Below are 13,619 nucleotides of genomic sequence, written 5' to 3'. Positions count from 1 at the left end.
TTAATTAATCGCAAGGTCCTGCTCGACGATGTCCTCCTCGATGCGCAGGTTGTCGATGATGAAGCCCTGACGCTCATACGTATTCTTGCCCATATAAAACTCCAGCAGGTCGTGGATCGGGTCGTCCTTCGTGATGCGGACCTTGTCCAGGCGCATGTTCTCGCCGATGAACTCCTTGAACTCGTCGGGCGAAATCTCGCCCAGACCCTTGAATCGCGTGATCTCGGCGTTCGCGCCGCACCGGGCCACGGCCTTCAGGCGCTCCTCCTCGGAATAGCAGTAGAGCGTCTCCTTCTTGTTGCGCACGCGGAACAGCGGGGTTTGCAGCACGAACAGATGCCCCTGGCGGATCACCTCGGGGAAGAATTGCAGGAAGAAGGTCATCATCAAGAGGCGGATGTGCATGCCGTCGACATCGGCATCGGTGGCGATGACGACCTTGTTGTAGCGCAGGTTGTCCATGTCCTCCTCGATGTTCAGCGCCGCCTGAAGGAGGTTGAACTCCTCGTTCTCGTAGACCACCTTCTTCGTCAGTCCGTAGCAGTTCAGCGGCTTGCCGCGCAGCGAGAAGACCGCCTGCGTACGCACGTCGCGGCTCTTGGTGATGGAGCCTGACGCCGAGTTGCCCTCCGTGATGAAGATCATCGACTGTTCGGCCAGCTCGTTGCGGTCCGTGCGGTGGATCTTGCAGTCGCGCAGTTTCTTGTTGTTCAGGCTCACCTTCCTGGCCGTCTCGCGGGCCTTCTTCTGGATGCCCGAGATCGCCTTGCGCTCCTTCTCGTTCTCGACGATCTTCCGCTGGAGAATCTGCGCCGTCTCGGCGTGCTTGTGCAGGTAGTCGTCGAGGTGCTTGGTGAGGAAGTCGGCCACGAAGTTGTTGACCGAGACCCCCGGTTCGACCTCCTTCGAACCGTACTTGGTCTTCATCTGGTTCTCGAAGATCGGGTCGGTGACCTTGATCGAAATGGCCGCGATGATCGACGTGCGGATGTCCGACGGGTCGTAGTCCTTGTGGTAGAATTCCTTGACCGTCTTGGCGACGGCGGCGCGCAGGGCCGTCTGGTGTGTGCCGCCCTGCGTGGTGTGCTGGCCGTTGACGAACGAGTCGTAGCTCTCGCCGTAGCCCGTGCCGTGGGTGATCACCACCTCGATGTCCTCCCCCGTGAGGTGGATGGGCGGGTAGAGCGGGTCCTCGGTCATGTTGTCGTTCACGAGGTCCAGCAGACCGTTTTTCGAAACGTAGCTCTTGCCGTTGAAATTGAGCGTCAGACCCAGGTTCAGGTAGCTGTAATTGCGGATTTTCTGCTCGACGTATTCGAGGTTGTAGGCATATTCGCCGAAAATCTCCTTGTCGACACGGTACGAGATGAACGTGCCGTTCTTCTCGTTGACGCCGCTCTCCCACCTGTCGCTCACTTCGAGACCCTTGGCGAAGGTCACCGTACGGGCCTCGCCGTCGCGGACCGAACGGGCCGTAAACTCTTCGGAAAGCATGTTCACGGCCTTGACGCCCACGCCGTTCAGGCCCACGGTCTTCTTGAAGGCGTCGCCTCCGTACTTGCCGCCCGTATTCATCTGCCCGACGGCCGCCGCGAGCGACTTGAGGGGGATGCCGCGGCCGTAGTCGCGCACCGTAACGACGTTGTCGGCCAGCGTGATGTCGATCTGCCGGCCCGCGCCCATGATGAATTCGTCGATCGAGTTGTCCACGACCTCCTTGATCAGCACGTAGAGCGCCTCGTCGGGCTGCGAACCGTCGCCCACCACGCCGACGTACATGCCGGGGCGCAGGCGGATGTGCTCCCTCGGCGAGAGGGTCACGATAGCGTCGTCGCCGTAATTGTTTGCGTTCGAGTTGGTATTATTGAGTAAATCTGCCATAACTTAATTAAGGTGAAAAGTGAAAGGTGAAAGGTGAAAGGTGAGAAATTAAAAAATCGGCGGGAAGTTCAACGCAACTTTTTTTGAATTTTTCGTGTTCCAACCTTTATTTGCGACATTTCACTTTTGATCTTTCACTTTTAACTTTTCGTTTCTCACTTCTCCCAGCGCCGTGCACATCCGTTCATGCACCTCCTGCATCAGTTCATGCGTCTCCAGCGCGGCGACCCGTTCGGCCGGAACGGGAGGCAGCACGCGGACGGTGATCCGGTTGCCCCAGTTGAATGCCAGGTTCTTTTTGATCAGCGTCTTGGTTCCGTCCAGCACCACGGGAAGGATCTCCGCGCCGGCCTCCTTGGCCAGCGTGAAGGCCCCGGCCTTGAAGCGGTGGATCTCACCGTCCTTCGAGCGCGTGCCCTCGGGAAAAATCGCCACCGAAGCCCCGCGCGAAATCCACTTTTTCCCGTCGCGGACCAGCTGTTCCAACGCCTCGGCGGCGTGGCCGCGGTCGATGCAGATGTCGCCGTGCAGCAGGAGGAACTGGCCGAAGAAGGGCGTTTTGAAGACCTCGCGCTTCGACACCCAGCGGAAATTGAGCGGAATGTAGTAGAGCGCCGGGATGTCGATCACCGTGTTGTGGTTGATGACGATGACGTAGCTCTTCTTCCGGTCGATCAGTTCGCGGCCGATGACCCGCTGCCGCCAAAAGGGCGGCAGGAAGAAGAAAATCCGCACCAGGATGCGCGACAGTTCATGCACCGTCCGGCGCCCCCGGTCGAAGGGATAGCAGACAACCAGCGCAAGGGCCGACAGAATCATAAAAAGCGTGCACAAAAGCACCAGCAAAAGGTAGTATAAAGCACTTAACATACGATCATCGTTCTATTACAGCATTTGCAAAACAGACTGTCCGAACCCGCGGCCGCGGGCCGCGGCCACAAATCCGGCCCGCCCCGGATTCCAGCCTCCGGGAGGGACCAGGCAAAGGGCGCATCCGGTTGAAAAAAGCCCGTATCAGACGTCCGGGGACAATTAGCCATATTAATTCAATCTGCAAATTTAGGAATTATTTCCCGGGATTCCTACCCCGCCAGTCGGCGAATTTTCAACAAAATATTCACTGCACCTGTTTTCAGGAGGCGAAAAAGCGGGACCGCGAAAAAAAGTTGCGGAAAAATTTGGTTCGCAGCCGGGGGGGGTATCTTTACACCCGGAAAACACCCCCGCAAGAACCGCGGGCCTCCATATATATAAGTATCGAAAATTTTCTGAAATTTACAGTACTATGTCTTGCATAGTATAAATATTATTACATATCTTTGCACTGACAAATAAAGTGCAAAACAGAATATTATGAAAAGACTGATCCTCCTTATCGTAACGCTCGCAGCGGCCGCGACCCGGCTCTTTGCGGCGCACCTCTGCCCCTCGACGGGCCGCGTGGTGGACGAACAGGGAAAAGCCGTCGAATACGCAACGGTCGTCCTGCTGAAAGGAACCGAGCAGGTGGCCGGCATGGCCACCGACGCTGAAGGACGCTTCGCGCTGCAAGCAGCTCCCGGCGAATACACGCTCCTGATTCAGTACCTCGGATTCGACCCCGTGAAAAAGCCGGTGCGCGTGGAGCAGGAGAACCATCTGGGCGATTTCGTGATGCGGACCTCGGCGACCGGCATCGAAAGCGTGGAGGTAAAGGCCCGGCTGGTGCGCCGCGAGGCCGACCGGTTCGTGGTCGACGTGGCGAACGCCCCGGCGGCCATCGGCAAGGACGGCATAGAACTGCTGGAACGCGCCCCCGGCGTATGGATCGACGGGGAGAAAATATCAATCAACGGCAAGAGCGGCTCGAAGGTCTACGTCAACGACCGCGAACTGCGCATGGAGCCGGAACAGCTGCTGACCTACCTGCGGTCGCTCCGGGCCGAGGAGATTCAGAAAATAGAGGTCGTGCCCACCTCGGGCGCCGACTACGACGCCGACTCGGCGGGAGGCATCATCCGCATCACGCTCAAAAAACGCCGCGAGAACGGCGTCAACGGCTCGGTGGCGTTCAACACGACGCAGGGAGAGATCGTACACAGGTACAATCCGTCGGCCAACATCAACCTGCATTCGGGCCGCGTGGACTTCTACGCCTCGGCATGGGGATCTTTCGGAAAGGACGAGACGACCACCGGCGAGCAGACGCGCTACGAGGCCGCGGACAAGGAGCTGAACGCACATTCGTCGATGAAAGGCCGCAACCGCAGCCTCGGGGCCAGCGCCGGCGCGGTGGTCGAGATCGACGGCAGGAACAGCGTCGGCGCGGAGTTCGAGTACTGGCGCAACCGGAACGGGGAGCCGAACGACACCTACACGGATTTCCGGAACGCCGGCACGGTGACACGCACGGACAGCCATTTCGACAAACTCGACATCCGCAACAACTACTCGGCGACGTTCAACTACATCCGCAAGATCGACACGCTCGGCTCGACGCTCAAACTCCTTGCCGACTACACGCGCCGCGAAACCGACTCCGGAAACGACAACTTCAGCCGCATGACGGCTCCGGGAGCAACGGCGGATTCGACCTACCGCGACAACACCGAGAGCGTCTACAACATCGCCACGGCGACGCTGGCCCTCGAAAAGAGGTTTTCGCCCCGCTGGACGCTCAAGGCCGGAGCCAAATACACCTACAACGACATGCACAACGACGCGCTCTACGAATACCTCAAGGGCGACGCATGGACGCGCAACGACAACCAGAGCTTCACGATCGACTACACGGAGAACATTGCGGCGGCCTACGCCGTCGCCTCGGCGCAGCTCGGCCGCTGGGGCCTCGTGGCTGGTCTGCGCGGCGAGTACACCCACACGACGGGAAAAAGCGTCGGACAGGATTATTTCTCGCTCTTTCCAAACGCCAACGTCTCCTTCGCCCTTTCGAAGGAGAAAGGATGGTCGCTGATCGCCCAATACGCCCGGACCATCGAACGGCCGCGCTTCTGGTGCCTCAACCCCCAGCGGATGCAGATTTCGGACTACACCTACCAGACGGGAAACCCGTCGCTCGACCCGGCGTTCAAGCAGGACGTGAACCTCACGCTGGTGGCCGCCCACAAATACACCCTCACGGCCGGCGTGCAGCTCGTCAGCGGCGAGATTCAGCAGACGATACAGGCCGACCCGGAGAATCCCGACCTGCTGCAACTGGCATGGGTCAACTACGACCGCACCAAAAACTATTACGTCTCGGTCAATCTGCCTTTCCAGCCCGCGAAATGGTGGCAACTGAACGCCAACTTCACCTACATGCGCCACGGTGAGCGCGTCGAGCAGCACGGCGCCGAAACTTTCTACAACTGGGCATTCGGCAGCATCTCGACGACCTTCACGCTGCCGGCTAAATTCTACATCGACCTCTCGTACAACTATCAGAGCCGCATCGACCTGGGCAACTGCTGGGTGCTGCCCGACCACCGGTTGCAGGCCGGCGTGAAGAAACGCTTCGGCGACCGGTTCACCGCCTCGTTCTCGGTGCAGAACCTTCTGGACCAGGGACAGGTGATCGGAGCGCACGGCGACGGATTCGTCCGCACGATGAACGCCCGGCAGACGTGGAGCAACCGCTCGTTCCGAATCGGGCTGACCTACAACTTCAAGTCGGGGAAGGCCTTCAAGCGCAAAGCCGTCGAGGCGGGGTCGGCCGACGAAAAGAGCCGGCTGTAACGGTACGAAGACAAACACGCCGGCGTCGGAGGCGATTCCTCCGGCGCCGGCGTGTTTTTGCAAAATCCGTCAGCGGGTACGGCGGATGCGCGGCAGCGGCAGGCGGCGCGCCCAGCGCACGGCCCAGCGCGGCAGGCGCGGACGGGCCATCCACCGGGCCAGGTGCGTGACGGAGGTGGGGATGCGGATTGATTTGCCGGCGATGATGAGCGTCACGGCGACGAGGATCAGCAAAACGCCGGTTCCGATGCGCAGCGTGAACCGCTCGCCGAAGACCGCGACGCCGAAAAACAACGCCGTGACGGGTTCCAGCGCCCCGAGGATCGCCGTGGGCGTGGAGCCGATGCGGCGGATGGCCCCGGCCATCGCGACCAGCGAAACGATCGTCGGGAAAAGCGCCAGCGCAACGGCGTTGACCCACATCAGGGACGAAGGGACGGGTTGCAGATCGGCACAGCCCCGCAGCCGAACGACATAGACCAGCGAGCCGAAAACCAGACAGTAGAAGGTGAGTTTCTCGGTCGGAAGGTCCTTGAGCGACGAGCGGTTGACGGCGACGATCCAGACCGCATAGGAGAGCGCCGAAAGGAAGACCAGCACGACGCCCGCGAGGTTGAGCGTCGCGCCGTCGCCCCCTTTGTAGAGCAGCGAGATGCCCCCGCACGCCAGGGCGATCGAGACGACCGTGGCGGCGGTGACCCGCTCGCGGAAACCCACGGCCATGATGACCGCGACCATCACCGGATAGACGAACAGGATCGTCGAGGCGATGCCGGCGTCCATGAGGTTGTAACTCTCGAAAAGCAGCAGCGACGAGACGGAGAAGAGCACGCCCATAGCCGCAAGCGGCAGGACGTCGCGCCGCCGCAGGGCGAACGACTGCCGCCGGAACAGCATCAGCGCACCCAGCATCACCACAGCCAGCACATAGCGGTAGAACAGCACGGAATCCACTCCCAGGCCCGCGCCGTAAAGCGGCAGCGCAAAGAGCGGATTCAGTCCGTAGCTGGCCGCGGCTATGGCTCCCAGCACATAACCGCGGGAACGTTCCGAGATCATTTAGAAGGTGACCTGCGGAGCGGCCGCGGCCCCTTCGGCCGACTCGAAATAGGGCTTCTGGCCGAAGCCGAACATCCGCGCGACGAGGTTGGCCGGGAAGCGGCGCACCGAAACGTTGTACTGCTGCGCCGCGGCGTTGAAGTCCTTGCGGGCGACGGCAATGCGGTTCTCGGTCCCTTCGAGCTGGGCCTGCAATTCGAGGAAATTCTGGTTGGCCTTCAGGTCGGGATAGCTCTCCGACACGGCGATCAGGCGGCCCAGCGCGGAGCGCACCTCGTTCAAGGTCTGCGTCTCGTGGGCCGCGTAGCCCTTCACGGTGTTGACCAGATTGGGAATCAGGTCCGCACGCCGCTGGTACTGCGTCTCGACATTGGACCAGGCGCTTTTAAGCCCCTCCTCCCTGTTCACAAAACCGTTATAGGTCGCATAAAAGAAGATCGCCACCACGGCGACTACGCCGATCCAAATCCATTTTTTCATAACAGAAGCTATTTATATATTTAAACTCATTTCGCATCAAACCGCCGCAGTCGCAGCCTCCGGCGCCGTTTACAAGCCAGACCCCGTCCCAAACCCTTCCTTCAGGGGAAGGGCTTGTCGCGACGCAACCGAATTGCAGACGCTTTTCAGCCCAACATGCAACGCCCCGGAAATCTGCACCTTAAACTACCAGCGCGAACCGGCTCCGCCGCCGCCGAAGGAGCCTCCTCCGAAGCCGCCGCCCATGCCGCCGCCCATGCCGCGTCCGAAGCCGCCGCCGATGATCGTGCCGCCCCCGGCCCCGCCGCCGAAATTGTCGTCGCGCAGGTTGCGCGAACGCCGCTTCACGACCGCACCGCAGTTCGGGCAGACATACGTATATTCGACCAGCCGGTAGTTCCGCGTGACGCTCAACACCTGCTGCGACTGCTGTTTCAGCGTCAGCTTACGGCACTTCGGGCAACGGCGGGAGAAATAGTAGTTCGCCAGCACCATGCCCAGCGGGAAGATCACGAAGCCGAAGACGATCGTGAAGATCATCCATGCCGGAAGGTCCTCGTCGGCGTCGCCGCCCAGATCGACCTCGCCGCCTTCGAGGATCGTGGCCGCAGCCCCCACCCCGGCGACCATGCCCGCGCTGTAATCCCCCTCGCGGAAGGCCGGAAGCATATAGTTGAGCTGGATGCGTTTGCAGAGCGCGTCGGGAAGGATGCCTTCGAGGCCGCCGCCCGTGACGAAGCGTATCTCACGCAGGTCCTTCACCAGCAGGATGCCCAGTCCGTTATTGCTTTTGGCCGAGCCTACGCCCCAGCTGCGGAACAGATCGACGGCGAACGAGAACGTATCGCCGCCCGCGATGTCGTCGACGGCGACGACGGCGACCTGCGCGAGGCCCCGCTCACGCAGCGAGGCGCAGACGGAGTCGATATGCGCCACGGCGGCAGGCGACAGGATACCGTCGGGATCGGAGACATAGCGCCGCCGGTCCATACACTGAACATTGGGAATCTCGTCCGCGCGGTAGGTTCCCGCAAGGGCGGGCAGCGCACAGGCGAGCAGCAGGCAAAGGATCGCAATGTTTCTCATGCGGCAAAGATAAAGAAAATGAAGAATTAAAAATGAAAAATGAAAAATTATAACGCAGGCTGCATCACAACGGCCCGAACAGTCGGGCTGCAAAGAGCATTACAACAGCCAATCATTCGCAAATAATAATTTTTAATTCTTAATTCTCAATTTTTAATTACACAATATCCGGTAGCTCCACGGGGCCATATCCTCCTCGACGCGGCCGCGAAGCTCGTAAGGCTCGCCCGTCATGGCGTCGGTGTACATCCCGGCGTAGATGCCCGTATAGTAATCGGCATGGATGGCGTAGGGCGAGAGGTTCATCACCGCAACGACGCGGTTGTCAGCCGTCTCGCGGACCAGCGTCATCAGGCAGTCCTCGGCGTTGTTGCGGATCTCGGTCATCGCGCCGCCCCGCTCCCCCGCCGCCAGGGCCGGGTTGTCGTGGCGCAACGCCGTGAGGCGGCGGTAGAACCCGGTGAAAGCGTTGGCCTCGTAACGGGGAATCGGATCGCGGTCGAAGAAGGCGAACGAATGGTCGTAGCCGATCTCCTGCCCGGTGTAGATCAGCGGCAGGCCGCGCGGCACGACGAACGTGAAGACCGCCATGATCTCGCGCGCATCGCCCAATCTGGAAAATTCGGAGCCGTTCCACGAATTCTCGTCATGGTTCGACGTGAACGCCAGCCGCATGGCCGAGTCGGGATAGTCGTCGCGGTCGGCGTAGATGTAGTCGCGCAGAGCCGTGACGCGGGTGCGCTGCCGGGCCACGTCGTTCATCAGGTGGTGCATCCGCCAGGCGTAGCAGGCGTCGAAAGCCCCCTCCTCGAAAAGATTCCGCTCCTCGGCCTCGGCCAGCATGAACAGATCGGGCTTCACACGCCGCAGGCGCAGCGAGGTCTCGTTCCAGAACTCGATGGGAACCAGCATCGCCATGTCGCAGCGGAATCCGTCGACGTCGTGCTGCGTGAGCCAGAACTCCATGGCGTCGGCCTGCGCGCGCCACACGTCGCGGTCGGCGTAGTTGAGTTTGGCGGTGTCGGACCAGTCCCACGGCACGGCGGGACGGCCCGCGGCGTCGCGTTCGTACCACGAGGCGGGCTTTTCGGCGATCCACCGCGCGTCGCGCGCCGTGTGGTTGGCCACCCAGTCGAGCAGGACCCGCATGCCGAGGCGGTGGGCCTCGGCGACGAAGGCGTCGAAGTCGGCCATCGTGCCCAGCTCGGGGTTCACGGCACAGTAGTCGCGGATCGAATAGTAGGAGCCGAGCGAGCCTTTGCGCCCGGCCTCCCCGATCGGATAGACCGGCATGAGCCACACGGCGTCGACGCCGAGGTCTTTGAGGAAAGGCAGTTTTGAAGTTGCCGCGCGCAGCGTGCCTTCGGGCGTGAGCTGGCGCACGTTCATTTCATACAGGACAGCCTGCGGCCAAAAACAATTCATAATTCACAATTCATAATTACCTTGTCCGCGATCAGCCGGCGCACGCCGCGGATTTCAAGTTCGACGGGGGCACCTTCGTTCGCCACCTCGACCGCATTGCGGGTGATCCGGACCGTCAGGACCCGGTCCTGGAAATTGACCTTGAACGAGAGGGACTCCCACGCGGCCGGCAGCTGCGGGTCGAACGACAGCACGCCGTCGCGGACGCGCATGCCCCCGAAACCCTCGACCACCGAGAGCCACGAACCCGCCATCGAAGTGACATGGCAGCCCTCGCGGACCTCGCGGTTGTAGTCGTCGAGGTCCAGGCGCGCCGTGCGCAGGTAGAGTTCGTAGGCCTTGTCCAGATCGCCGATACGCGCGGCGAGGATGGCGTGGACGCAGGGCGAGAGCGACGATTCGTGGACCGTGCGCGCCTCGTAGAAGCGGAAGTTGCGGCGGACGGTGTCGAGGTCGAAATCGTCGCCGAAGAAATAAAGCCCCTGCAACACGTCGGCCTGCTTGATCAGGCACGAGCGCAGGATGCGGTCCCACGACCAGCGCTGGTTGATGGGGCGATCCGCAGGGTCGAGGTCTTTGGCCAACGTCTGCTCCTTGTCCAGATAGCCGTCCTGCTGGAGGAAGATGCCCAGTTCGCGGTCCTCGCCGAAGTACATGCCGTCGGCGATTTCGAGCCACCGCTTCGTCTCGGCCGTCTCGTCGAAACGTCGCTTCGCGCAGATGCGCGCGTAGTCCGCAGGCCGGTTTTCACGCACCCACGCCGCCGACTCGGCGGCATAGCGCATCGACCAGCAGGCGATGTAGGAGGTATACCAGTTGTTGTCGACGTTGTTCTCGTACTCGTTGGGACCCGTGACGCCCAGCATGACATATTTTCGCCGCGCCCCGGACCACGTGATGCGCTGCGCCCAGAAGCGCGCCACGGACAGCAGCACCTCCAGCCCGCAGTCGGCCAAATACGCCGTGTCGCCGGTATAGCGGATGTAGTTGAAAATCGCGTAGGCGACGGCGCCGTTGCGGTGGATCTCCTCGAAGGTGATCTCCCACTCGTTGTGGCACTCCTCGCCGTTGACGGTGACCATCGGGTAGAGCGCCGCACCGTCGCGGAAGCCCAGCTTCGCAGCGTTTTCGATGGCCTTGTCGAGCTGGTTGTAGCGGTAGACGAGCAGTTCGCGGGCGACGGTCCGCCCGGCGGTGGCCAGGTAGAACGGCAGGCAGTAGGCCTCGGTGTCCCAGTAGGTCACGCCGCCGTATTTCTCGCCCGTGAAGCCCTTCGGACCGATATTCAGACGGGTGTCCACCCCGGTATAGGTTTGCAGCAACATGAAGATGCAGAAGCGGATGCCCTGCTGCGCCCGGGCGTCGCCCCCGATTTCGATGTCGCAGCCGTGCCAGCGGGCAGCCCAGGCGGCCGTCTGCTCTTCGAGCAGGGCCTCGAAGCCCGCCTCCTGTCCCGAAGCCGCGACGCAGCGCGCCGCGGCGATAAGGTCCGCCGGAGCGTGGTTGAGCGACGAGCAGATGCCCGCATATTTATATAAGACGGCGGCGCAGCCCTTTTCACGGCTGACCGCTGCGGTGGCCCGGACCTTCTCGGGGCGGGTTTCGCAATGCCACTCGGCGCCGTCCAGCTCGACGGCCTGCGCCCAGGCCGCCTCGAAACCGCTCTTTTTGGTACGGCTCTGCGTGGCGTCGGCCTCGGTCGAGACCTCCTCCCAGAACTTTTCGTCGTAGTTGGCGTCGGCATTGCGCACGTCGGCGTCGACATAGGGCGAGAAGGTGATCCGGGCCGCCCGGTTGAGCGGCGTGACGGCGTATTTCACGACGCCCAGTTCGCGGCGCGCCAGCGAGAGGAAACGAACCGTCTCGACGGCCACCTCGACGCCGTTTTTCAGCACGACCCTCATGCGGCGCGTCAGCACCGAGCGGCGCATGTCCGTCTCGCGGTAAAAGCTCTTCACCTCCGCGACGGTCGCCAGGTCGAGCGGCTCGCCGTCGACCGCGACATCGACCCCGATCCAGAACGCGGCGTTCGGGACCTTGGCGAAATACTCCGGGTAGCCGTTCTTCCACCACCCCACGCGGGTCTTGTCGGGATAATAGACCCCGCCGATATAATTGCCCTGAAGCGTCTCGCCCGAGTAACGCTCCTCGAAATTGGCCCGGCCGCCCATCACGCCGTTGCCCAGCGCGAAGAGCGACTCGGAAGAGAGCGCCCGCGAAGGGTCGAAGCGATCCTCGACGAGGCGCCAGGGATCGGTTTTTACATATCCGTCGTTCATAATCTATACTCTTTATCGCTCGTTTCACCGCCCCGGCCGCAGCCTTCCGCGGCGTTGCGCCGGGGTTGCAATCAGTCCCGGTCGATCTTCATCGCCAATTGTTCAAACGTAAACCCCGCGAAGGTTTCCAGCCGCATCGTGGCGGCCGAAAGCGACGCACCGCCCCCGACGCCCACCGAACGCATGCCCGCACGCGAAGCAGCCTCGATACCCGCGGCGGCGTCCTCGAAGACCACGCACACGGAAGGCGCGGCGTCCACGGCGGCGGCACCCTTCAGGAAAACCTCGGGATCGGGTTTGGCCCGCGAAACCTCGTTGCCGTCGACCACGGCGTCGAACAGCGGCCGAAGGCCGCACCGGTCGAGGATCGTCCCCGCGTTCTTCGACGCCGAGCCGAGCACCGTCCGCACGCCGCGGCTGCGCACGTCGTGCAAAAACGCCGCCACGCCCGGAAGCACCTCGGCGGGTGTCATTTGCGAAACAAAACGCAGGTAACGCGCATTCTTTTCGGCGGCGAGACGCTCCCTCTCGGCGGCGGAAAAACGCCCCTCAAGTCCTCCGGCGCGCAGGACGATCTCCAGCGACGCCATGCGGCTCACACCCTTGGTCGCTTCGCCCTGCACGGGCGTGAATTCAAAGCCCAGTTCACGAGCCAGCGCGGCCCACGCCAGATAGTGGTAGCGGGCCGTATCGACGACAACTCCGTCCAAATCGAATATGCAGCAGTCTATCATTTTTTGAATTTCGGATACCAAAGATACGATTTTTTTGCAAAAAAACACGTATCCGGCAACGCATTACCTACATACTTGTAAAATATCACCTTCGAAAAGCGGCTGTTTTTCAGAATTAATTTATATCTTTGCGCACGTAATTACAATCAACGCCTTATTAAAAATGAAGCAACTCTGCCTTCTCATCGGGACAGCGGTCCTCGGCATACTGCTCGTTTCGTGCTCCGCACAGAAGCGCGTATGGTATCTGCAGGACGCCCAGCCCTTCACACCTGAACAAATCGCCGAAAACGGACAGATCCGCATCAAGCCGCTCGACCGGCTGACGATCGTCGTCAACAGCAAGGACCCCGAACTGGCAGTGCCGTTCAACTCGGCGACCTCCTACAATTCGCTCACGGGAACCAACATCTCCGGCGCAGCAAACTCGCAGGCGCTCCAGATGCGCACCGTCGACGAGAACGGCATGCTCGAAATGCCCGTGATCGGCAAGATCGAATGCAAGGGCAAGACCCGCAGCGAACTGGCCCAGGCCATCGCCGAAAAGATCATCGACGGCGGATATATCAACGACCCCTCGGTCAACGTACAGTTCGCCGACATGAAGATTTCGGTCATCGGCGAAGTGGCCCGCCCCGGATTCTACGATGTCACGCGCGACAAGGTTTCGATTTTCGACGCTCTGGCGATGGCCGGCGACATGACCGTATACGGCGTGCGTTCGGAGGTGGCCGTGACGCGCGAGGTGGACGGCGTGCGCACGATCGAATACCTCGACCTCACATCGACCGACATCTTCAACTCCCCGGCTTTCTACCTCCAGCAGAACGACGTGGTATACGTGAAACCCAACAAGTACAAGGCGCAGACGGGCGAGATCAGCCAGAACCGCAATTTCTACCTTTCGCTGGTGGGAACGGCGATTTCGGTGGCGACACTCATCGTAACCCTCACCAAATAG

Annotated in this window: 10 protein-coding genes; 2 read left to right on the top strand and 8 right to left on the bottom strand. The window is 61.4% G+C overall.

The genetic code is table 11. The annotated features are described in order from the left end of the window. Together BHV64_RS10845 and BHV64_RS10840 are read right to left on the bottom strand one after the other, a co-directional pair. Positions 1–1,881, bottom strand: a complete 1,881-nt coding sequence (locus BHV64_RS10845) for a DNA topoisomerase IV subunit B (protein WP_195285351.1) — start codon at positions 1,879–1,881, stop codon at positions 1–3. Between the two features lie 120 nt (positions 1,882–2,001). Continuing rightward, positions 2,002–2,751 carry a lysophospholipid acyltransferase family protein gene (locus tag BHV64_RS10840; RefSeq protein WP_138265582.1) on the bottom strand — a complete coding sequence of 250 codons (750 nt, stop codon included), beginning with the start codon at positions 2,749–2,751 and terminating at the stop codon, positions 2,002–2,004. A 483-nt stretch (positions 2,752–3,234) separates the two neighbouring features. On the opposite strand from BHV64_RS10840, the gene BHV64_RS10835 reads away from it, so the two are divergent. After that, positions 3,235–5,595: an outer membrane beta-barrel family protein gene (locus BHV64_RS10835; RefSeq protein ID WP_288115916.1), complete on the top strand. Its 2,361-nt coding sequence runs from the start codon at positions 3,235–3,237 to the stop codon at positions 5,593–5,595. Positions 5,596–5,664: 69 nt separating this feature from the next. Here BHV64_RS10835 and BHV64_RS10830 read toward each other — a convergent pair whose 3' ends face one another. The 6 genes from BHV64_RS10830 to pgmB all read right to left on the bottom strand — a co-directional run bounded on the left by BHV64_RS10830 (position 5,665) and on the right by pgmB (position 12,658). Beyond that, positions 5,665–6,654, bottom strand: coding sequence for a DMT family transporter (locus BHV64_RS10830; RefSeq protein ID WP_149887549.1), 990 nt, complete (start codon positions 6,652–6,654; stop codon positions 5,665–5,667). Then, positions 6,655–7,134 carry a LemA family protein gene (locus tag BHV64_RS10825; protein ID WP_288115915.1) on the bottom strand — a complete coding sequence of 160 codons (480 nt, stop codon included), beginning with the start codon at positions 7,132–7,134 and terminating at the stop codon, positions 6,655–6,657. It abuts the gene before it with no gap. A 186-nt stretch (positions 7,135–7,320) separates the two neighbouring features. After that, the gene (locus BHV64_RS10820; protein WP_288115913.1) at positions 7,321–8,220 is read right to left on the bottom strand and encodes a TPM domain-containing protein; all 900 of its coding nucleotides are present in this window, start codon (positions 8,218–8,220) and stop codon (positions 7,321–7,323) included. 153 nt (positions 8,221–8,373) lie between these two features. Then, a complete protein-coding gene (locus BHV64_RS10815) occupies positions 8,374–9,645 on the bottom strand; it encodes an alpha-amylase family glycosyl hydrolase (RefSeq protein WP_022061594.1) in 1,272 nt (423 codons plus the stop codon). After that, positions 9,642–11,924: a family 65 glycosyl hydrolase domain-containing protein gene (locus BHV64_RS10810; protein WP_288115911.1), complete on the bottom strand. Its 2,283-nt coding sequence runs from the start codon at positions 11,922–11,924 to the stop codon at positions 9,642–9,644. Before BHV64_RS10810 ends, BHV64_RS10815 begins: the two co-directional genes overlap by 4 nt. A 71-nt stretch (positions 11,925–11,995) precedes the next feature. After that, the gene (gene pgmB / locus BHV64_RS10805) at positions 11,996–12,658 is read right to left on the bottom strand and encodes a beta-phosphoglucomutase (RefSeq protein ID WP_015545904.1); all 663 of its coding nucleotides are present in this window, start codon (positions 12,656–12,658) and stop codon (positions 11,996–11,998) included. 163 nt (positions 12,659–12,821) lie between these two features. Here pgmB and BHV64_RS10800 point away from each other — a divergent pair, with 163 nt between their 5' ends. Next, positions 12,822–13,619 (top strand): polysaccharide biosynthesis/export family protein, encoded by a 798-nt coding sequence (locus BHV64_RS10800; protein ID WP_288115908.1) that lies wholly within the window; start codon positions 12,822–12,824, stop codon positions 13,617–13,619.

Origin of the sequence: Alistipes sp. 56_sp_Nov_56_25 (assembly GCF_001915285.1) — a bacterium.
GTDB classification, from domain to species: domain Bacteria; phylum Bacteroidota; class Bacteroidia; order Bacteroidales; family Rikenellaceae; genus Alistipes; species Alistipes shahii.
Note: the sequence above shows the minus strand (reverse complement) of the source record. Positions and strands in the feature narration are given on the sequence as shown.

Bases quoted from the DNA above. Each gene is read 5' to 3' on its own strand.
- BHV64_RS10825 (WP_288115915.1), bottom strand. From the start codon at position 7,134: ATGAAAAAATGGATTTGGATCGGCGTAGTCGCCGTGGTGGCGATCTTC.
- BHV64_RS10820 (WP_288115913.1), bottom strand. From the start codon at position 8,220: ATGAGAAACATTGCGATCCTTTGCCTGCTGCTCGCCTGTGCGCTGCCC.
- BHV64_RS10810 (WP_288115911.1), bottom strand. From the start codon at position 11,924: ATGAACGACGGATATGTAAAAACCGATCCCTGGCGCCTCGTCGAGGAT.
- BHV64_RS10815 (WP_022061594.1), bottom strand. From the start codon at position 9,645: ATGAATTGTTTTTGGCCGCAGGCTGTCCTGTATGAAATGAACGTGCGC.
- BHV64_RS10800 (WP_288115908.1), top strand. From the start codon at position 12,822: ATGAAGCAACTCTGCCTTCTCATCGGGACAGCGGTCCTCGGCATACTG.
- BHV64_RS10830 (WP_149887549.1), bottom strand. From the start codon at position 6,654: ATGATCTCGGAACGTTCCCGCGGTTATGTGCTGGGAGCCATAGCCGCG.
- BHV64_RS10840 (WP_138265582.1), bottom strand. From the start codon at position 2,751: ATGTTAAGTGCTTTATACTACCTTTTGCTGGTGCTTTTGTGCACGCTT.
- BHV64_RS10835 (WP_288115916.1), top strand. From the start codon at position 3,235: ATGAAAAGACTGATCCTCCTTATCGTAACGCTCGCAGCGGCCGCGACC.
- BHV64_RS10845 (WP_195285351.1), bottom strand. From the start codon at position 1,881: ATGGCAGATTTACTCAATAATACCAACTCGAACGCAAACAATTACGGC.
- pgmB (WP_015545904.1), bottom strand. From the start codon at position 12,658: ATGATAGACTGCTGCATATTCGATTTGGACGGAGTTGTCGTCGATACG.